15 protein-coding genes are annotated in these 20,962 nt (G+C 65.4%); 11 read left to right on the forward strand and 4 right to left on the reverse strand.

Annotated elements, in window-relative coordinates; genetic code table 11:
• The first annotated feature begins 219 nt into the window (after positions 1–219).
• Both ACKWRH_RS10390 and glyS read left to right on the forward strand, forming a co-directional pair.
• Positions 220–1,167, forward strand: coding sequence for a glycine--tRNA ligase subunit alpha (locus ACKWRH_RS10390; RefSeq protein WP_028153882.1), 948 nt, complete (start codon positions 220–222; stop codon positions 1,165–1,167).
• A complete protein-coding gene (glyS, locus tag ACKWRH_RS10395) occupies positions 1,167–3,266 on the forward strand; it encodes a glycine--tRNA ligase subunit beta (RefSeq protein ID WP_445220430.1) in 2,100 nt (699 codons plus the stop codon). Before ACKWRH_RS10390 ends, glyS begins: the two co-directional genes overlap by 1 nt.
• 326 nt (positions 3,267–3,592) lie before the next feature.
• On the opposite strand, the gene ACKWRH_RS10400 is transcribed toward glyS, so the two are convergent.
• A complete protein-coding gene (locus ACKWRH_RS10400) occupies positions 3,593–3,946 on the reverse strand; it encodes a DUF1236 domain-containing protein (RefSeq protein WP_014497330.1) in 354 nt (117 codons plus the stop codon).
• A 223-nt stretch (positions 3,947–4,169) separates the two neighbouring features.
• Here ACKWRH_RS10400 and ACKWRH_RS10405 point away from each other — a divergent pair, with 223 nt between their 5' ends.
• The 3 genes from ACKWRH_RS10405 (at position 4,170) to ACKWRH_RS10415 (ending at position 9,300) form a co-directional block, all read left to right on the forward strand.
• Complete coding sequence (locus ACKWRH_RS10405) at positions 4,170–4,325, forward strand: DUF3096 domain-containing protein (protein ID WP_445220431.1); 156 nt, start codon at positions 4,170–4,172, stop codon at positions 4,323–4,325.
• 96 nt (positions 4,326–4,421) lie between these two features.
• Positions 4,422–7,337, forward strand: coding sequence for a pyruvate, phosphate dikinase (ppdK, locus tag ACKWRH_RS10410; RefSeq protein WP_445220432.1), 2,916 nt, complete (start codon positions 4,422–4,424; stop codon positions 7,335–7,337).
• Positions 7,338–7,845: 508 nt separating this feature from the next.
• Positions 7,846–9,300 carry a cell wall hydrolase gene (locus ACKWRH_RS10415; RefSeq protein WP_445220433.1) on the forward strand — a complete coding sequence of 485 codons (1,455 nt, stop codon included), beginning with the start codon at positions 7,846–7,848 and terminating at the stop codon, positions 9,298–9,300.
• A 126-nt stretch (positions 9,301–9,426) separates the two neighbouring features.
• Here ACKWRH_RS10415 and nadC read toward each other — a convergent pair whose 3' ends face one another.
• The 3 genes from nadC to nadA are packed head-to-tail and all read right to left on the reverse strand — an operon-like array spanning position 9,427 to position 13,040.
• Positions 9,427–10,305: a carboxylating nicotinate-nucleotide diphosphorylase gene (gene nadC, locus ACKWRH_RS10420; protein WP_445220434.1), complete on the reverse strand. Its 879-nt coding sequence runs from the start codon at positions 10,303–10,305 to the stop codon at positions 9,427–9,429.
• An 11-nt stretch (positions 10,306–10,316) separates the two neighbouring features.
• Entirely contained in the window at positions 10,317–11,924 is a 1,608-nt protein-coding gene (locus ACKWRH_RS10425; RefSeq protein ID WP_445220435.1) for an L-aspartate oxidase, read from the reverse strand.
• Between the two features lie 9 nt (positions 11,925–11,933).
• Positions 11,934–13,040 (reverse strand): quinolinate synthase NadA, encoded by a 1,107-nt coding sequence (gene nadA / locus ACKWRH_RS10430; RefSeq protein ID WP_445220436.1) that lies wholly within the window; start codon positions 13,038–13,040, stop codon positions 11,934–11,936.
• Between the two features lie 336 nt (positions 13,041–13,376).
• On the opposite strand from nadA, the gene ACKWRH_RS10435 reads away from it, so the two are divergent.
• The 6 genes from ACKWRH_RS10435 (at position 13,377) to ACKWRH_RS10460 (ending at position 20,901) form a co-directional block, all read left to right on the forward strand.
• Positions 13,377–14,630, forward strand: a complete 1,254-nt coding sequence (locus ACKWRH_RS10435; RefSeq protein ID WP_445220437.1) for an MFS transporter — start codon at positions 13,377–13,379, stop codon at positions 14,628–14,630.
• Between the two features lie 41 nt (positions 14,631–14,671).
• Positions 14,672–15,658, forward strand: a complete 987-nt coding sequence (gene acuI / locus ACKWRH_RS10440; RefSeq protein WP_445220438.1) for an acrylyl-CoA reductase (NADPH) — start codon at positions 14,672–14,674, stop codon at positions 15,656–15,658.
• A 112-nt stretch (positions 15,659–15,770) separates the two neighbouring features.
• Positions 15,771–16,370, forward strand: a complete 600-nt coding sequence (locus tag ACKWRH_RS10445; protein ID WP_063985095.1) for a hypothetical protein — start codon at positions 15,771–15,773, stop codon at positions 16,368–16,370.
• A 154-nt stretch (positions 16,371–16,524) separates the two neighbouring features.
• Positions 16,525–16,758 carry a DUF6894 family protein gene (locus tag ACKWRH_RS10450; RefSeq protein WP_445220439.1) on the forward strand — a complete coding sequence of 78 codons (234 nt, stop codon included), beginning with the start codon at positions 16,525–16,527 and terminating at the stop codon, positions 16,756–16,758.
• 224 nt (positions 16,759–16,982) lie between these two features.
• Entirely contained in the window at positions 16,983–18,725 is a 1,743-nt protein-coding gene (locus tag ACKWRH_RS10455) for a methyl-accepting chemotaxis protein (protein ID WP_445220440.1), read from the forward strand.
• Positions 18,726–18,930: 205 nt separating this feature from the next.
• Positions 18,931–20,901, forward strand: a complete 1,971-nt coding sequence (locus ACKWRH_RS10460) for a methyl-accepting chemotaxis protein (protein ID WP_445220441.1) — start codon at positions 18,931–18,933, stop codon at positions 20,899–20,901.
• Positions 20,902–20,962 lie beyond the last annotated feature (61 nt).

Consider the following 20,962-nt stretch of genomic DNA (forward strand, 5'->3'; position numbering starts at 1 on the left):
ACTGCCGTAGGGTGGGCAAAGGCGCTCTTGCGCCGTGCCCACCATTCCCTTTGCAATTGGGGTGACGATGGTGGGCACGCTTCGCTTTGCCCACCCTACCGCACCGTCTCCGGACGAGGGCGATCGGCCCGAATCCGCCCCCCTTTGCCTTGATTCCCATCCCCGCCGTCGATACGGTCCCGCGCGATTCAAAACCCCCCGCGAGAGCCTGATCTGACGATGGACGCCTCATTGCCCGCCCATATGCGCCCGGAACGCTCGTTCCAGGGCTTCATCCTCGCGCTCCAGCGGTTCTGGGCCGAGCAGGGCTGCGTGATCCTGCAGCCCTACGACATGGAGATGGGCGCGGGCACCTTCCATCCGGCAACCACGCTGCGCGCGCTTGGGCCGAAGCCCTGGAACGCCGCCTATGTGCAGCCCTCGCGCCGGCCCAAGGACGGCCGCTACGGCGAGAATCCGAACCGGATGCAGCACTACTACCAGTTCCAGGTGATCATGAAGCCGTCGCCGCCGAACCTTCAGGAGCTGTACCTGAAGTCGCTCGCCGCGATCGGCATCGATTCCGCCGTGCACGACATCCGCTTCGTCGAGGACGATTGGGAAAGCCCGACGCTGGGTGCCTGGGGCTTGGGGTGGGAGTGCTGGTGCGACGGCATGGAAGTCAGCCAGTTCACCTATTTCCAGCAGGTCGCCGGCTTCGAATGCGCGCCGGTCGCGGGCGAGCTCACCTACGGCCTCGAGCGCCTTGCGATGTATGTGCAGGGCGTCGACCGCGTCTACGACCTCAACTTCAACGGCCGTGAGGGCGACGCCAAGGTGACCTATGGCGACGTGTTTCTGCAGGCCGAGCGTGAATATTCGAAGCACAATTTCGAAGTCGCCGACACCGCGATGCTGTTCGAGCAGTTCAAGATGGCGGAAGCCGCGTGCCGGAAGTACCTCGACGCCGGCTGGCAAAAAAACTCAGAGTCCGGCAAGCGCGAGGCACACCTGATGGCGCTGCCGGCCTATGACCAGTGTATCAAGGCGAGCCACGTCTTCAACCTGCTCGACGCGCGCGGCGTGATCTCCGTGACCGAGCGGCAGAGCTACATTCTTCGCGTGCGCGAGCTGGCCAAGGCCTGCGGCGAGGCCTGGATCCACACTGAAGCGGGCGGAGCGGCCTGATGCCCGATCTTTTGCTTGAACTGTTCTCGGAAGAAATCCCCGCGCGCATGCAGGCCAAGGCGGCCGACGATCTGCGCCGCATGGTCACCGACAAGCTCGTCGCCGAAGGTCTCGTCTACGAAGGCGCCAAGGCGTTCGCGACGCCGCGCCGCCTTGCGCTCACCGTGCATGGCATCCCCGCGCGCCAGCCCGATCTGAAAACTGAACGCCGCGGTCCGAAAATGGGCGCGCCCGATGCGGCCGTGCAGGGTTTTCTGAAAGCGACGGGTCTAAATTCGCTTGACGAAGCCAAGATCCAACGCGATCCGAAGGGCGACTTCTACATCGCGCTGATCGAAAAGCCCGGCCGCGACGCGATCGACGTGCTCGCGGAAATCCTGCCCGTCATCATCCGCACTTTCCCCTGGCCGAGATCGATGCGCTGGGGCGCGCGCTCCGGCAAGCCCGGCTCGCTGAGCTGGGTGCGTCCGCTGCACGCGATTACCGCGACCTTCGGGCCCGAGACGGAAGAGCCTGATGTCGTCAAATTCTCGGTCGACGGCATCGAGACCGGCCAGACCACCTACGGCCATCGCTTCATGGCGCCGGCGGCGATCAATGTGCGCCGCTTCGAGGACTATGAGGCGAAGCTGAAGGCTGCAAAAGTCATCCTCGATCCGGAGGCGCGCAAGGACATCATCTTCGCCGACGCCAAGGAGCTGACGTTCGCGCAAGGGTTTGAACTGGTCGAGGATCAGGTGCTGCTCGACGAGGTTTCGGGCCTCGTCGAATGGCCTGTCGTCATGATGGGATCGTTCGAGCCGGAATATCTCGCGATCCCGGAAGAGGTGATCCGCGCCACCATCCGCAACAACCAGAAGTGCTTCGTCGTCAGGGATGCCAAGACGGGCAAGCTGACCAACAAGTTCGTCCTCACCGCCAATATCGAGGCAGCCGACGGCGGCAAGACCATCGTCGCCGGCAACGAACGCGTGATCCGTCCGCGCCTGTCGGATGCGAAGTTCTTCTACGAGACGGACCTGAAGACGAAGCTTGAAGACCGCTTGCCGAAGTTCGAGCAGATCGTGTTCCACGAGAAGCTCGGCACGCAGGCGGAACGCATCAAGCGCATCGAGCGTCTCGCTGCCGAAATCGCGCCTTTGGTCGGTGCCGATGTCGCCAAGGCGACGCGCGCTGCGCATCTGGCGAAGGCGGATTTGCTGACTGAAGTCGTTGGCGAATTCCCGGAGGTGCAGGGCCTGATGGGCAAGTACTATGCTCTGGCCCAGGGCGAGGATGCTTCCGTCGCTGCAGCTTGCGAAGAGCACTACAAGCCGCAAGGCCCGGCCGATCGCGTGCCGACCGATTCGGTCAGTGTCGCCGTCGCGCTTGCCGACAAGGTCGACACGCTCGTCGGCTTCTGGGCGATCGACGAGAAGCCGACGGGCAGCAAGGACCCGTATGCGTTGCGGCGTGCGGCGCTCGGTGTGATCAGGCTGATCGCTGAGAACAACCTGCGTCTGTCGCTCATGAAGGTGGCGGCATCTGCATTCGCCGGCTTGTCGGTGAAGTCGGCCGATGCGGAGAAGCTTCCAAGCGATCTCCTCGCCTTCTTCGCCGACCGCCTGAAAGTCCAGCTCCGCGAGCAGGGCGCGCGTCACGATCTCGTCGATGCCGTGTTCGCGCTCGGCGGCCAGGACGATCTTCTCATGATCGTCCGTCGTGTCGAGGCGCTCGGCAAGTTCCTCGAATCGGACGACGGCAAGAACCTGCTCGCCGGCATCAAGCGCGCCGGCAACATCCTCGGCATCGAGGAGAAGAAGGACAAGCGCGCGTTCGACGGTGCGCCCGATGCTGCGCTCTATGGCCTCGACGAGGAGAAGGCGCTGGCGAAGGCGATCGGTGAGGTGCAGGCGGAAGCCGGCGCCGCTGTCGCCAAGGAAGACTTTGCCGCCGCGATGAGCGCGATGGCGAAGCTGCGTCCGCCGGTCGATGCGTTCTTCGAGAAGGTTCGCGTCAACGACGACGATCCGAAGGTGCGTGAGAACCGACTGAAGCTGCTCAACGAGATCCGCAGCGCCACGCGTGCGGTCGCGGATTTCTCGAAGATCCAGGATTGAGAGCGCTCTCGCGCGGCAAACACCGCCGTCATTCCGGGGCGCGCCACTTGGCGCGAGCCCGGAATCCATTTCTCCACATCACGCGCGGCATGATGGATTCTCAGATGCGCAATTGCGCATCATAGCTCGCGCTTCGCGCGCCCCGGAATGACGGCACCCAAAAAAGCCCCGCCCGGCGGGGGGAGAACCGGGCGGGGCCTGATGTCCGCACTACGCGATGCGCGCCAGCCTGATTGAAGTGACGCGCCGGACATCGAGTTGATCGGAAGCGTTTTCAAGCGAAGTGGATACCGGTTCGCGTGAAGAAAACGCGTTCAGACGAGAATCTAATCCATCACCTCGACGATACGCCGCGAGCGCGGCTCGACCAGCACGGTTGCGCCGTTCACGACGGTGTAGCGGTAGGTGGTGGCGCCGAAACGTTGCGGCACGTCATAATAAGTGACGCCGCTTTCAGGTAAGGTGGCGCCGACCACCACGCGATCCGGGACACGGAAGGCCGGCACACGTTGCTCGACGACATATTCGCGAAATGCCGGCCTCTGCTCGACTGCAATCGTCGGGCCGCTGTCGACGACAACAGGCGCGCGGCCAACGGTGAGACCGGATTGCGCAGACGCTGCGATCGGCGAGCCGAGCGCGGCGCCAAGCGCAGCGAGGGCGAGAATCCTGTTCCGCATGGGCAACTCCTTCGAACTGATTTCAGCCGGCGCCACTGGCGCGACCGGTTGCCAATGCATGTCCCCTTCGCAATGTTCCGGGAAAAGCCCTGCCGCATCAGCGGCAATTTCGGGCAGTTTTCGCGAAGCCGGGAACCTGTTCGCGCCTTGTGCGTCTCTACCCGCGGAACCCGGTCCGGTATGATCCAGCCGCGATTCGCCTCACGTCACGGAAAGACAATTCATGCACATCACCATCGCCCACATCTCGCCGCTTCTGTCGCTGCTTGCGGGCGTGCTCATCCTGATCATGCCGCGCCTTCTCAACCTGATCGTCGCGATCTTTCTCATCATAAATGGTGCGATCGGGCTCGGATTGTTGAAGTGGCTCCATCTCTAGGCCTTCATTTTCCGGAACTCTTCGACTTGCGCGGGCCTGCCCAAAGTGGTGTAAGGCGCGCGATTTCCCATTCCTCTCGCAGGTTGTGTGCAAGCTATGGCCAAAGCCGCCTCGAAGCCTAAGAAAATACCAGCGAAATCAAAGTCCTCCGGCAAGGCGAAAGCCGCGCCGGCGGCCCGCAAGGCGCTCGCCAAGAGCGCCCCGAAGCCGGTCGCCAAGACGGCTGCAAAGACGGCGGCGAAGGCTGCGACCAAGTCGGCTGCGCCGAAGGTTGCCGTGAAGCCCGCCCCCAAAAAGGCCGCGCCCGCCAAGGCGGCGCCAGCCGCGGCCAAGGCCGGCAAATGGGTGTTCACGTTCGGCGACGGCAAGGCCGAGGGCCGCACGGAGATGCGCGACCTGCTTGGCGGCAAGGGCGCCAACCTCGCCGAGATGGCCAATCTCGGCCTTCCCGTGCCTCCCGGCTTCACCATCCCGACCTCGGTCTGCACCTACTTCTACGCACACGACAAGTCCTATCCGAAGGAATTGCAGTCGCAGGTTGAGAAGGCGCTCGACCATGTCGGCAAGTTGACCGGCAAGGTGTTCGGCGACGTCAAAAACCCGCTGCTCGTCTCCGTGCGCTCCGGCGCGCGTGCCTCGATGCCGGGCATGATGGACACCGTGCTCAATCTCGGCCTCAACGACGAGACCGTGGAAGCGCTGTCGGAACTGTCGGGCGACCGTCGCTTCGCCTATGACAGCTACCGCCGCTTCATCACCATGTATTCGGACGTGGTGCTCGGCTTCGAGCATCATCACTTCGAGGAAATCCTCGACACCTTCAAGGACAGCCAGGGCTATACGCTCGATACGGACCTCAGTGCCGAGGACTGGGTCGGACTGGTCGGCAAGTACAAGGACGCGGTCGCGCGCGAGACCGGCAAGGATTTCCCGCAGGATCCGCACGATCAGCTCTGGGGCGCGATCGGCGCGGTGTTCTCATCGTGGATGAACGCGCGCGCGGTGACCTATCGCAAGCTGCACGACATTCCGGAATCCTGGGGCACCGCCGTCAACGTGCAGGCCATGGTGTTCGGCAACATGGGCGAGACGTCGGCGACCGGCGTCGCCTTCACCCGCAACCCTTCGACCGGCGAGAGCAAGCTCTACGGCGAGTTCCTGATCAACGCGCAGGGCGAGGACGTGGTGGCGGGCATCCGCACGCCGCAGGACATCACCGAGGAAGCGCGCAAGGAATCCGGTTCCGACAAGGCGTCGATGGAAGCGGCGATGCCGGAAGCCTTCAAGGAGCTGACGCGGATCTACACGCTGCTCGAGAAGCACTACCGCGACATGCAGGACATGGAGTTCACGGTCGAGCAGGGCAAGCTGTGGATGCTCCAGACCCGCGGCGGCAAGCGCACCGCCAAGGCGGCGCTGCGCATCGCGGTCGAACTCGCCAATGAAGGGCTGATCTCGAAGAAGGAAGCGGTGACGCGGATCGATCCCGCCTCGCTCGACCAGCTGCTGCATCCGACCATCGATCCCGACGCCAAGCGCGACGTGATCGCGACCGGCCTGCCGGCCTCGCCCGGCGCGGCCTCCGGCGAGATCGTGTTCTCCTCGGACGAGGCGGCCAAGCTCCAGGCCGACGGACGCAAGGTGATCCTGGTTCGCATCGAGACCAGCCCGGAAGACATCCACGGCATGCACGCCGCCGAAGGCATCCTGACCACCCGCGGCGGCATGACCTCGCACGCGGCGGTGGTCGCGCGCGGCATGGGCAAGCCCTGCGTCTCCGGCTGCGGCACCATCCGCGTCGATTACGGCCGCGGCACCATGAGCATCGGCTCCCGCACCTTCAAGACCGGCGACGTCATCACCATTGACGGCTCGCTCGGCCAGGTGCTCGCCGGCCGCATGCCGATGATCGAGCCGGAGCTGTCCGGCGAATTCGGCACGCTGATGAAATGGGCCGACCAGGTCCGCAAGATCGGCGTGCGCGTCAACGGTGATACGCCGGAGGATGCGCGCACCGCGATCAAGTTCGGCGCGGAAGGCATCGGCCTCTGCCGCACCGAGCACATGTTCTTCGAGGAGACACGCATCCGCACGGTTCGCGAGATGATCCTCTCCGAGGACGAGCAGTCGCGCCGCGCCGCGCTGGCCAAGCTGCTGCCGATGCAGCGCGCCGACTTCGTCGAGCTGTTCGAGATCATGAAGGGCCTGCCCGTCACGATCCGCCTGCTCGACCCGCCGCTGCACGAGTTCCTGCCGCACACCCATGCCGAGGTCGAGGAAGTGGCGCGCGCCATGAACACCGACCCGCGGCGCCTGGCCGACCGCGCGCGCGAGCTCTCGGAGTTCAATCCGATGCTCGGTTTCCGCGGCTGCCGCATCGCGATCGCCTATCCGGAGATCGCCGAGATGCAGGCGCGTGCGATCTTCGAAGCCGCAGTCGAGGCCGAGAAGCGCACCGGCAAGGCCGTTGGCCTCGAGGTGATGGTGCCGCTGATTGCCACCAAGATGGAGCTCGACCTCGTCAAGGCGCGCATCGATGCCACCGCGAAAGCCGTGATGCGCGACGCCAACACCAAGCTGACCTATCAGGTCGGCACCATGATCGAGCTGCCGCGCGCCTGTCTGCTCGCGGCAGAGATCGCCGAGAGCGCCGAGTTCTTCTCGTTCGGCACCAACGACCTCACGCAGACGACCTACGGCATCAGCCGCGACGACGCGGCGAGCTTCCTCGGTCCCTACGTGTCGAAGGGCATCTTGTCGGTAGATCCCTTCGTCGCGCTCGACCAGGAAGGCGTCGGCGAGCTCGTCAAGATCGGCGTCGCGCGCGGCCGCAAGACGCGCCCGCGGCTCAAGGTCGGCATTTGCGGCGAGCACGGCGGCGATCCCGCCTCCGTCGCCTTCTGCCACAACATCGGCCTCGACTACGTCTCCTGCTCGCCCTACCGCGTGCCGATTGCTCGCCTCGCGGCGGCGCAGGCGGCGCTCGGCAAGGCGATCGCGAGCCAGGCGTAAGCGAAGCGTTGAAGTGTTGAATGCGAAGAGGCGAGGCCAAACCCCGCCTCTTTCATTTGAGGCGACACTCCACCCACACTTCATTGCGAGCGCCCCACACTCACTGTCATCGCCCGGCTTGACCGGGCGATCCAGTATTCCGAGACAACAGTGATTGAATCGAGAAGCCGCGGCGTACTGGATGCCCCGGTCAAGCCGGGGCATGACAGCGGTGTTTGCGGGACCTGGTTCCCGTAAACGATGGAGCCGTCGCGCGTCCCGTAATGATACGCCCGCGCAAGAGTTCCTTCACCGTTCGCGTTGACCGAATGTTTACCGCTTTACGAGAGGCGGCGTTTACCAGCGTGCATCATTGCCCGTGAAAACACCTGCAATCGCTTGAGTGTGCCGCACGCGCAACGCCGATTAACGCCCCGGCAACCTAAATTGGATACTTACGATAAAGATCGAATTGTACGGATGTACTGCGGTTCGATTTTTCTGGCGTAAGCGTAGCGTGAGCGTGTCGATGTCAGTGTTGCGTAACCATCCGAAGGGCGCGCGGTTCGCGTCCTTCGGAATCGGTCTCTGCATCTTCGCATTGATGCCGAGAGAGACCGGCTATCAGGATATCGCGTCGTTGCTGGCGCGTCAGCCCGGCGTCGCCGAGCGCTGGCAGAAGCAGGTGTTTTCTGCCGCGTCCTCGATCCAGCTCGCCACTTACAGCTTTTCCCGTCCGATCGGCACTTCGCTTCCGCAGAGCGCGATGGTTCGCCTCGCGAGCCTCGATGGTCGCGACGTCACCGGCGCGATCAGCCGCAATCCCGCGCTTCAGGCGCCGCCGCGCTACCAGGCCGCCGATTTTCCCAAGGTCGATCGCTCCATGAAGGGGGATCGCCTCGCAAGCGTTACGCCCACGCAGGCGCCCGAGACGACCGCACCATCGGCCGCACCGGCACAGCAAGATCCCGCGACATCGAACAGCTCGGTGTTCGGCGCCAAAACCGCCGCGTTGCCGCAAATCATGTCGCCGGAGTCCGCGGCCGCGCTCGATCCCGAGCTTCAGGAAGCGCTACGCGCGCCGCCGCTGCCGCAGTATGCCAATCCGCCACAAGCCAGTGACGCAGCGCGCGCATTCGCGGTGCAGCCGCTCGAGGCGCTGAAGCAGGCGACCCTTCCGGACGCAGCGCCGCGCGATCCCTTCCGCGTCAAGACCTCGAACCTGTTTTTCGGCAGCTCCTCGCTCGGCGGCAATCTCGAGAGCATCGAGAGCTGGCAGCCCGGCGCCGAGCCGCTGATCGTGATGCCCGATCCTGATATGAAGGTGACGGCCTCGCTGTCGCCGCCGTCGGCCGATATCGCCAAGGATATCGAAAGCGGCGAGAGCGTCGCGCCGAAGGGCGAGGTCAACGCCGACAACCAGCGCGCCAGATCGCCGGCGGAGCGGCTCGCGCTCGACGAAAAGTCGCGCACAAAGTCCGAGAAGTGTCTCGCCGAAGCCGTCTATTTCGAATCGCGCGGCGAGGCCGTACGTGGCCAGATGGCGGTTGCGCAAGTCGTGATGAACCGCGTCTTCTCCGGCAAATATCCGGACACCGTGTGCGGCGCGGTCTATCAGAACAAGCACCGCCACCTGGCGTGCCAGTTCACCTTCGCCTGCGACAACAATGCCGACGTCATCCGCGAGCCCGAGATGTGGGAGCGCGCGAAAAAGATTTCGAAGGCGATGCTCGACGGCCAGATCTGGCTGCCTGAAGTGGGCAAGTCCACGCACTACCACGCCTACTGGGTGCGTCCGTCCTGGGTCGCCGAGATGAAGAAGATGTACAAGACCGGCGTCCACACCTTCTATCGCCCGCGCGCCTGGGGCGACGGCAGCGAAGAACCGAGCTGGGGCACCCCGGCCCAGACCGCCGCGCTCTCCGCCGAGCTCGCCCAGGAAGCCAAGAGCTCCGCCGAGATGGGTGTGAGCGAGCGAAGGTAGCGTCTCCACAGAGAGACCGTCATGCCCGGGCTTGTCCCGGGCATCCACGTTCTCTGTGCTGTGCGGCAAGACGTGGATGGCCGGGACAAGCCCGGCCATGACGTCGTGGGGGTGTTAGTGCTCCAATCACGCCTCGATATCCAGCGCGCAGTCGAAGTTCGGCGCCGAATGCGTCAGCGCGCCGGATGAGGCGTAGTCGACGCCGGTCGCCGCGATGGCCGCGATCGAGTCCAGCGTGACGCCGCCGGATGCCTCCAGCTGGAGGCGCCCCTCGTTGAGCCTGACAGCCTCGCGCAGCGTCGCAAGGTCCATGTTGTCGAGCAGCACGGCATCGGCGAGCCCGGTGCCGAGCACCTCGCGCAACTGCGCGAGCGTATCGACCTCGATCTCGATCTTGACGAGGTGACCGGCATGGGCGCGGGCACGCTCCAGAACCGGGCGGATGCCGCCGGCGACCGCGATGTGGTTGTCCTTGATCAGGATCGCATCGTCGAGCCCGAAGCGGTGGTTGAAGCCGCCGCCGCAGCGCACGGCGTATTTCTCCAGCGCGCGCAATCCCGGCGTGGTCTTGCGCGTGCAGCAGATACGCATTGTCGTGCCTTCGGTCCGCGCGACGTAGTCGGCCGTGAGCGTCGCGACGCCTGACAGCCGGCCGACGAAATTCAAAGCGGTCCGCTCCGCAGTGAGGATGGCGCGCGCCGGGCCCGTGATCGTCAGCACGTGCTGGCCGCGCGCAACCCGTGCGGCGTCGCGGACCTGCGCGCGCACCTCGATGTCGGGCGAGAGTTTTTGCAGCGTCGCCAGCGCCAGCGGCAGGCCGGCGATCACGCCGGACTGACGCGCGACCAGGATCGCCTGCGCCTTGGTCGCTTCCGGGATCGTTGCAAGCGAGGTGATGTCGCCGGCGCGGCCGAGATCCTCGTCGAGCGCGCGATGCAGGGCCTCGTCGATCGCAAGCGGCGACAGGAAGGCGTCGGGATAGAGCAGTGAGGTCGGGGTGATCATGAAGGACTCCATCAGGCGATCATCGGTCGGGCGGTGCGTGGCAGCGGACGCTCGCTCAGGCTCTCCGCGGTCTCACGTGCCTCCGCGAGCGTCGTCATCGTTCTCTGCGCCAGCGTCGGGACATCCGCCGGATGGTCGGAGCGGAAATGCGCGCCGCGGCTCTCGCGCCGGCTCCAGGCGGAAGCAGCAACGAGCAGCGCTGACGCCGCCATGTTGCGCACGGCGATGCTTGCGGGCCCGCGTTCGACTGCGGCGAAGCTGTGCACGGCCTCCGCAAGCCCGTCACTGTTGCGGATCACGCCGACATGCGCGCTCATCATCGTTCGCAACCGCTTCACGGCGGCAGCGTCCGGCGTGCCGCCACGCGACGTCACCAACGCATCGGGAAGGCGGGCGGGCGAGGGGATCGCGCGGCCGGCGATGTCGTCGGCGATGCGGGCGGCGTAGACCACCGCCTCCAAGAGCGAATTCGACGCCAGCCGGTTGGCGCCATGCGCGCCGGTGGAGGACACTTCGCCGCCGGCCCAGAGCCCGTCGATCGAGCTGCGGCCGTGCTCATCCACCGCGATGCCGCCCATGTGGTAATGCGCGGCCGGCGCGATCGGGATGGCCTGCGTGGCGGGATCGATGCCGGCAGCGATGCAGCTTGCATGCACGGTCGGGAACTTGTCAGCGAAGCGCGTGCCGAGCGCCTGCCGTGCATCGAGGAAGGCACCGCGCCCGGCCGCGATCTCGGCGAACACGCCGCGCGCTACGATGTCGCGCGGCGCGAGCTCTGCGAGCGGATGGCGCGCGAGCATGAAACGTTCGCCATCGCCGTTGATCAGCGTCGCCCCTTCGCCGCGCAGCGCCTCGGTTGCGAGCGGCGCCGGATCGCGGCCGACCATGATAGCGGTGGGGTGGAACTGCACGAACTCGGGATCGGCGATCACGGTGCCGGCGCGTGCTGCGATCGCAAGGCCCGAGCCGCTGGCTTCGAGCGGGTTGGTGGTGACGGCATAGAGATGGCCGAGGCCACCGGTCGCCAGTACCACCGCGCGAGAGGCGAGCAAGAGCGGACGTGCAGCGGGATTGCCGGCCTCGCGCAATTGAAGGCCGGTGACGGCGCCGTCCTCGGTCAACAGCGCTTCGGCGACGAGCCCTTCGATCAGCCGGATCGACGGCGTGCGGCGTACGGCCTCGCTCAGTGCCGCGATGATCGCGGCCCCGGCTCCGTCGCCGCGCACATGCACGATGCGCCGCGCCGAATGCGCGGCCTCGCGGCCGACAGCGAGCTTGCCTTCGAGGTCGCGGTCGAAGGGCACGCCATAGGCGAGCAGGTCATGGATTCGTGGCGCGGCCTCGCGCGCGATGCCGAGTGCGACCGCTTCATCGACAAGACCGCCGCCGACGGCGATCGTGTCAGCGGCGTGCGCCTCCGGCGTATCGCCTTCGGCCACGGCCGCAGCGATGCCGCCCTGCGCCCAGGCGGATGATGCGCCCTGTCCGAGCGGTGCGGCCGAGATCAGCGTCACCGGCCGCGGCGCGAGCTTCAGCGCACAAAAGAGTCCGGCGAGGCCACCGCCGACGATGACGACGTCATCGGTGCTGCGGGTGAGGTTGTGAATGTTGTCTTGCATGTTCTGCGCTCAATTCTTCAGATTGATCATCCGCTCGACCGAACGCCGCGCGCGTTCCGCGAGCGCGGGGTCGATCGTGACCTGCTCGCCAAGCGTGAGCAGGCTGTCTAGAATGTTGGCGAGCGTGATGCGCTTCATGTGCGGGCAGAGATTGCAGGGGCGCAGCATCTCCACATCAGGCAGCTCGGCGCGGACATTGTCGGCCATCGAGCATTCCGTGATCATGACGAGCCGCCGCGGCCGCCGCTCGCGCACCCAGTTGATCATGTGCGCGGTCGAGCCGGTGAAATCGGCTTCCGCCAGCACATCAGGCGGGCATTCGGGATGCGCAATGATCTGCACCGACGGGTCGGCCTCGCGATAGGCGCGCAGCTCCTCGCCCGTAAAGCGCTCGTGCACCTCGCAGGCGCCCTTCCAGGCGATGATCTTCACGTCGGTCTTGGAGGCCACGTAAGTCGCGAGATAACGGTCGGGCAGGAAGATCACGCTCGGCGCGTTCAGGCTCTCGACCACTTGCACCGCGTTCGACGAGGTGCAGCAGATGTCGACCTCGGCCTTCACCTCTGCGGAGGTGTTGACATAGGCGACGACAGGCACGCCGGGAAATTTTTCGCGGAGCAGGCGAACGTCCGCGCCCGTGATGCTGTCCGCGAGCGAGCAGCCGGCGCGCGCGTCCGGGATCAATACCATCTTGTCCGGGTTGAGCAGCTTCGATGTCTCCGCCATGAAGTGCACGCCGCATTGCACGATGATGTCGGCCTTCACCTTGGTCGCTTCGACCGCGAGCTGAAGCGAGTCGCCGCCGATGTCGGCGACGCAATGAAAGATCTCCGGCGCCTGATAGTTGTGCGCGAGGATGACGGCGCCCCGGGCCTGCTTCAGTTCGTTGATCGCCTTGATCGTCGGCGCCATCAGAGGCCACTCGATCGGGGGGATCACGTGCTTCACGCGCTCATAGAGCGGCGCAGTGGCCCGCTCGACGTCCGCAGTCCATTCCAGTGAGGGTCTCGGTAGCGTGGGGCCGGTTCGCGCCGGTATGGCGCGCGGAGGGGCGGGGACTTGGCCCTGAGGCCGGTTGGCGAAGTCGTCGGGGCCGTAAATTCCAGTGATGGGCATCGAAGCCTCCCGTGAATCGAATTATGCTCCATATGAGTATATATGGAGCCTGAGAAATCCGGCCGAGAGGCCGGTAGGGTATCGCCAGAGCTTACATATACTCAATATGAGTAAATCAAAGATAACACGCGCCGGAGGATGCCGCTAGCCCCAGCCGCACACATTCCCGTCAAATCGCGCTCGGCGCGTCAGGCGAGGCTGCGTTGAAACGCAATGCTCCCGCGGCAGCCCTTCGTGGAACGCAATCATTTTGGACTTGGGATCTTCATGCATCTGCATTAAACGCGTGACTCGCGGTTGCCTATTCCGGATCCGCCAGCGACTGATGAGGAACCCATGTCCACTCAAGCGGGCGAGCTCGGTCCGGTCTCGCGTTCCTCCTCCTGGCGTACCCCGGCGATCATCATTCTCTGCGGCTGTGCCATCGGCATGCTCGGCTTCGGCCCGCGCTCGGCGCTCGGCTTCTTCGTGCAGCCGATGAGTCACGAATTCGCCTGGGGCCGCGACGTGTTCGGCCTCGCGATCGCTTTCCAGAATTTGCTGTGGGGACTGGGCCAGCCCCTTGCCGGGGCGGTCGCCGATCGCTTCGGCCTGTTCCGGGTGATGTGCGTCGGCGCGCTGCTTTACGCCGGCGGCCTGCTGCTGATGCGCTATTCCTCGACGCCGCTGTCGCTGAATCTCGGCGCGGGCGTGATGGTGGGATTCGGTCTCGCCGGCTGCTCGTTCAACCTGGTGCTGTCGGCCTTCACCAAGCTGTTGCCGGCGGAGAAGCGCGGGCTTGCGCTCGGCGCCGGCACCGCGGCGGGCTCGTTCGGGCAGTTCCTGTTCGCGCCGATCGGCGTCGCGCTGATCGACAATTTCGGCTGGCAGCAGGCGCTCACCGTGTTCGGCTTCCTGATGCTGCTGATCATCCCGCTGTCGCTGGCGCTCTCGACGCCGCCGGTCGCAACCACGGCCAACACGGCGCCTGCGGATGAGCAGACCTTTACGAAAGCGCTCGCCGAAGCCTTCGGCCATCGCTCCTATGTGCTGCTGGTGCTCGGCTTCTTCACCTGTGGCTTCCAGCTCGCCTTCATCACGGTGCATCTGCCGGCGTTCTTGGTCGATCGCGGCATCTCGACGCAAACCGGCGGCTGGGTGATCGCGGCGATCGGCCTGTTCAACATCATGGGATCGCTGAGCGTCGGCTATCTCCAGAACTCGCTGCCCAAGCGCTACATCCTCTCCGCGATCTATTTCACGCGCGCGCTTGCGACGCTCGCCTTCATCTCGTTCCCGATCACGCCGTTCTCGGCAATCGCATTCGGTGCGGTCTCCGGTCTGACCTGGCTGTCGACGGTGCCGCCGACCTCGGCGCTGGTGGCGCTGATGTTCGGCACGCGCTGGCTCGCCACGCTCTATGGCTTCGCCTTCGTCAGCCACCAGGTCGGCGGCTTCCTCGGCGTCTGGCTCGGCGGCATCGTGTTCGAAAAGTTCGGTTCCTATACGCCGATCTGGTGGCTCTCGATCCTGTTCGGCGTGCTGTCCGCGCTGATCAATCTTCCGATCGTGGAGAAACCGGTTCAGCGAGCGGTTGCGCAGCCTGCCTGATCGGCTAAACATCCCCTGAAACAGGTCTAGGGAGTTCAGTCGTGGCCACATTCAAGGCGATCCGGATCGACAAGGCGGACAAGGGCACCACCGCCGCACTCACGCAGTTCGACGACGCCGAACTGATGGACGGTGATGTCACGGTCCGCGTGGAATGGTCGACGCTGAACTACAAGGACGGCCTCGCGCTCACCGGCAAGGCGCCGGTGGTGCGTCGCTTCCCGATGATCGCCGGCATTGATTTCGCCGGCACGGTTGAAACCTCCGCCCATCCGCAATGGAAGGCGGGCGACAAGGTCGTCTGCACCGGCTGGGGCATGGGCGAGACCCATCTCGGCGCCTATGCCGAGAAGGCGCGGGTCAAGGGCGACTGGCTGGTCGCCTTGCCGCAGGGCCTGTCGGCGCGTGACGCTATGGCGATCGGCACCGCCGGTTTCACCGCGATGCTGTCGGTGCTGGCGCTGGAGAAGCACGGCCTGTCGCCGAAGAGCGGCCCTGTGGTGGTGACGGGCGCGGCCGGCGGCGTCGGCTCGGTCGCCACCGCCGTGCTTTCGAAGCTCGGTTATCACGTCATCGCCTCGACCGGCCGCGCCTCGGAAGCCGACTATTTGAAAGAGATCGGTGCGGCCGAGATCATCGACCGCAATGAATTGTCCGCGGCGGCCAAGCCCCTCGCAAAGGAGCGCTGGGCGGGCGGCGTCGACAGCGTCGGCTCGACCACGCTCGCGAATCTCCTGTCGATGACGAAGTATGGCGGCGCCATCGCGGCGTGCGGCCTGGCGGCCGGCATGGACCTGCCGTCTTCTGTCGCACCCTTCATTTTGCGCGGGGTGTGCCTTCTCGGCATCGATTCCGTGATGTGCCCGATCGAGCCGCGGAAAGCCGCCTGGCAGCGTCTGGCCTCGGACCTGGATCGGACAAAACTATCTGAAATTACTCATGAAATTTCGCTCGAAGAAGTTTCGGAATGGGGCGCGAAAATCCTCGCCGGCCAGGTCCGCGGCCGCATCGTGGTAAAAATTGTCTAACGGCGTTCAGACTTTACCAACCAAGCTGCTTCAATGTCGCCATGGTTAGTATGGTAAGCAGCGGGTAAAGAGATAAGGCATCGCCCGCGCTGGGGTTGGTTCGGAGTTGAGCATGCTTGCGCGTATTGTGTTGGGGGCTGTCACGGCGGCAGCGACGTTTGCGCCGGCCATTGCAGGAAGCATGAACGCCGACGAGGCACGCCGCTTCGTTGCCGGTAAGGTGTTCGCCTTCACCTGCTTCGACGGTACCCGCGGCGCAGGCCGCATCCTGGACGATCTCGGCGCCGCCGGCGCGGTGCAGTTCTCGGGCGCAGGCCCGGTGAAGCATCTCCGCCTGCCCGGCAACACGCTCCAGATCCGCGGGCAGAACGTCTGCGCCTCGATCAAGGGTATTCCGTTCGAGCCCTGCTTCAACCTGGAAAAGACCGACGATCGCAGCTTCCGCGGCTCGGTGTCGGGCATGGGCTTCGCCTATTGCGACTTCCACCACCAGGGCGGCAATCAGATGCTGATGGCCCGCGCCGTGGCGCGTCCGCGTTCGCTGCGCTCTTCGGAGCGCACCGGGTCGGTCGCTGCGTCCAACACTGAAGTCGCCGCGCGCGTCGAGACGCCGCGTGTCGAGAGCAGCCGGCTCGAGCCGGTGAAGTCCGAAGCCAAATCGGAGCCCGCCAGGAACGACGCTCCGCTGGAACTGCGCCGCTCGACCCAGTGAGCCGGCTGCGCGGGCGGCCCGCGCATTCTGTCGTTGAAAATATTCATCGGTCACCAAGCCGCCGCGCCGTAGTCATACGGACGGCGGCTTTCATGCCTTGGTAGCGACTCGCGCCCCAGTTTGCGCAGGGGCCGGGGGGTGCAAGGGTTCTACGATGTCGCTGTATTTCTTTCGCATCAGCACCGGTCGTTATTCCGGCGCCGCCGACCAGCCGTACGAGTTCGAGGATCGCGCCGCCGCCTGGGCCGAGATGAGCGAGGTCTGCGCCAACCTGCTCGGCAACATCGCGCGCAACCTGAAGCCGAATGCGAAGTGGAGCATGGAGCTGCTCGACGAGAACAAGAAGCCGGTCTTCCGCGTCAGCCTGGTCGGTGAGACCGTGTGCTGATGACCGCGAACGGGCAACCGTTAACGGACGCCAGCGCGTGCAAATCCGCGAAATCCATCCCGTTACACGTGAAAAGTGCGCAACTGCAGTAGTTTAAGCATCATTTCAGTATTTTTACCCAGGCTGCCGCGGCCACCCTTAACGTTAATGAGCAACCTCGCGGTTAGCCTTCCCGGACTGTTCACGCGCGTCGGCGCGGCAATGCGTATCCGGGGATTACGTCGATGATGTTCATTCAGAACCTGCGAATTGGCACCAAGCTCGCCATCACGTCCGCGCTGACCATCGGGCTCGTCACGCTGATGATCTTCCTCCAGATGAGCGGCGGCGCCGAGGTTCAGAAGCTCAGCAATGCCGCATCGGCGCAGCAGGCGATCGCGCAGAACGCTGCAGAAGCGAAAGCCTCGGTGCGCGGGATGCAGATCGGCATTCGCGACATCCTGACATCATCTTCGTCGGCCGAAATGCAGAAGGCCGCCACCTATTTCAATGATCGCCTGACGGCGGCACTGAAGTTCTCGGGCGAGATGGCGAAGCTGTCGCACTCGCCGGAGAACCACAAACGAATCGACCGTTTGACTGTGCTGATCGGCAACTACCAGAAGGGCGAGCAGCAAATCGAAACGATCCGCAAGCAGGAGCTCGCGCTCGAAGGCAAGAAGGACGGCGAAGCGGCGGCGCAGTACGCAAAGCTGGTGTCCGATATCGACCGCATCCGCAAGGAAACGCTGGCGCCGATCAACGACGAGATCTCGGAGCTGACCAACGAGATCATCAACTTTGCCAAGCAGAAGAGTGCCGAAGCCCGCACTGAGGCCGAAGCAGAGGCCGCGTCGCTGGCGCGGACCTCGTTCGTCGCCGGCGTGCTGGTCGCGCTGGTTCTGATCGGGGCGTGCATCTTCTCCGTCTTCAGCATTGCGCGGCCCATGCGCGCATTGACGGCGGCGATGGAGAAGCTCGCCGGCGGCGATTTCTCCGTGGTGCTGCCGGGCCTCGGCCGCAAGGACGAGGTCGGCGAAGTCGCCGGTGCCGTCGAGAAATTCAAGATCGTGTCCGAACAGAAGGCGCGAGAGGACGCGGAAGCCAAGTCGCGGCAGGATCAGCTCGCGGCCGAGCAGCGCAAGTCCGAGATGCGCAGGCTCGCCGACAGCTTCGAAGGCGCCGTCGGCGAGATCGTCGGTACGGTGTCGTCGGCTTCCACGGAGCTTGAAGCATCCGCCACCACGCTCACCTCGACCGCGGAGCGCACGCAGCAGCTCACCACCGTGGTCGCGGCGGCCTCCGAAGAGGCCTCCACCAACGTGCAGTCGGTGGCGTCGGCAACGGAGGAGCTGTCGTCGTCGATCACCGAGATCAGTCGCCAGGTGCAGGAATCCGCGCGCGTGGCGAGCGAAGCCGTCGGCCAGGCCCGCACCACGACCGACCGTGTCAGCGAGCTGTCGAAGGCGGCGACGCGGATCGGCGACGTCGTGGAGCTGATCAACACCATCGCCGGCCAGACCAACCTGCTGGCGCTCAACGCCACGATCGAGGCTGCGCGCGCCGGTGAAGCGGGCCGCGGTTTTGCCGTGGTCGCCTCCGAGGTCAAGGCGCTCGCCGAGCAGACCGCGAAGGCGACCGGCGAGATCGGCCAGCAGATCGCCAGCATTCAGGCCGCGACCGAGCATTCGGTCGGCGCCATCAGGGACATCAGCGACACCATCGAGAAGCTGTCGGAGATCTCCTCGGCGATCGCGGCTGCAGTGGAAGAGCAGGGCGCGGCGACGCAGGAAATCTCCCGCAACGTGCAGCAGGCGGCGGAAGGCACCCATCAAGTGTCGTCCAACATCACCGACGTGCAGCGCGGCGCGAGCGAGACCGGCTCGGCGTCGTCGCAGGTGCTTTCGGCGGCGCAGTCGCTGTCCGGCGACAGCAACCGCCTCAAGCTCGAGGTCGGGAAGTTCCTCACCACGGTGCGCGCCGCCTGAGGTCGACCGTCCTCACCCCATCATCGGCCGATTGCAACCGCCGCGCGAGGACGCGCGGCGGTTCGCATGCGTCCGCGGCCGATGCCGCGGTGAGAAGGTCTGCACGGTTAACCTTCCGGAAAACCGATGCAGTCATGATCTTGCAATATTCGGGTGCCGAGTCGCCCTCCCTGTATTGCGTATCGAACGTATCGGAGCACATTCAATGAGCGGCCTTTCCATTCGCCTCACCCACAAGGTCATGGCGATCGGACTCTTCGGCCTTGTCGGTCTCGTTGTCTTCGGCGCGATCTACGAGATCGGCAGCCTCTCTCAGGACGCCTCCCGCACCGTTGCCAACCGCGCCCGCGCGATCGCTGACCTCAACAAGCAGCTCACGATCGAGATGCTGGAGGCGCGGCGCAACGAGAAGAATTTTCAGCAGCGCCGCAACGAAAGCTACGCCAAGGCCCATGCCGAGCTGATGGGACCGATCAACCGCGATTTCGATGAGGTCGAGCGGTTGATGGCGGCCGGCGGCATGAGCGCGCTGTCCGACAAGACCAGGCAGGCGCATGACGGCTTCAAACGATACGCCGAGCATTTCAAGGCGCTCGTCGTGGCCGAGACCAGACTCGGGCTGAACGAGACGCTTGGCCTGTCCGGCTCGCTCCGCGCCGCCGTGCACGACATCGAGGTGAAGCTCAAGGAGATCGACGATCCCAGGACGACGAGCTGGATGCTGATGATGCGCCGGCACGAGAAGGACTTCATGCTGCGGCGCGACCCCAAATACATTGCCGAAGTGAAGAAGGCCGCGGTCGAATTCTCCAAGGCGATCGAGGTGGTTGCAGTCCCGACGGCGGTGATGAACGACATCACGGCCAAGCTGCAGAAATACCAGTCCGAGTTCGCGGCCTGGGCCGAGACCGCGCAGCAGAGCGCCGCGCTGGACGCCAGCATGATGAAGACATTCCGCGAGCTCGAACCCTCCATGGTCGAGGTGCGGACCGCCGTCGACGCCATGTACAGGCAGGCCGACGCCGCGGAGGCCGCAACGCGCGATGCCGTGCGCATGTGGATGATGATCGCCTTCGCGCTCACCGTCGTCGTGCTCGCCGTGGTCGGCTTCTTCCTCGGGCGCTCGATCTCGAAGGCGCTGTCCGGCATGGTCGGCGCGATGACGCGGCTGGCGCGCGGCGAGCTATCGATCTCCGTCCCCGGCGTCGGGCGCAAGGACGAGATCGGCGAGATGGCCGGTGCGGTCGAGGTGTTCAGGACCAACATGGCGGAGGCCGAGCGGCTGCGTGCGGAGCAGGCCGAAGCTGACGCGCGCGGGCGCGAACGGCGCAAGGCGGACATGCAGCGCCTCGCCGACGGGTTTGAAGGCGCCGTCGGCGAGATCATCGACACGGTGTCGTCGGCGGCAACCGAGCTCGAGGCGTCCTCCAACACGCTGACGCAGGCCGCCGAGCGCGGTAACGGGCTTGCCACGGCGGTGGCGGCGGCCTCCGAGGAGGCGTCCGCGAACGTGCAGTCGGTGTCGTCCGCGAGCGAGGAGATGACCACATCGATCTCGGAGATCAGCCGCCAGGTGCAGGAATCGGCCCGCGTCGCCGACGTCGCGGTCGGGCAGGCACAACGCACCAACGCGCGCGTCGCCGAGCTGACCAAGGCGGCAGGCCGCATCGGCGACGTGGTCGAGCTGATCAACACCATCGCCAGCCAGACCAACCTGCTGGCACTGAATGCCACGATCGAGGCGGCACGGGCGGGCGAGGCCGGCAAGGGCTTTGCAGTCGTCGCGACCGAAGTGAAGGCGCTTGCCGAGCAGACCGCGAAGGCCACCGGCGAGATCAGCCAGCACATCGGGGCGATCCAGACCGCGACGCAGGATTCGGTCGGCGCGATCAAGGAGATCGGCGACACCATCGCGCGGATGTCGGAAATTTCCTCGGCCATCGCCGCGGCGGTGGAGGAGCAGGGCGCCGCGACGCAGGAGATCTCCCGCAACATCCGGCATGCCGCGCACGGCACCTCGGAAGTCTCCGCCAATATCGGCAACGTCCAGCGCGGCGCAGGCGAGACCGGGGCTGCGTCGGCCCAGGTGCATTCGGCGGCGCAATCGCTCTCGCAGGAGAGCAACCGGCTGAAGAGCGAGGTCGCGCGCTTCCTGGAGTCGGTGCGGGCGGCGTGAGGTCGTCAGTTGCTCGGTTCGAGCCGCGCATCGCGGTGCGCCGGTGTGCCGTCGCGCGATG

The sequence above is a fragment of the Bradyrhizobium sp. Pa8 genome (assembly GCF_052588265.1).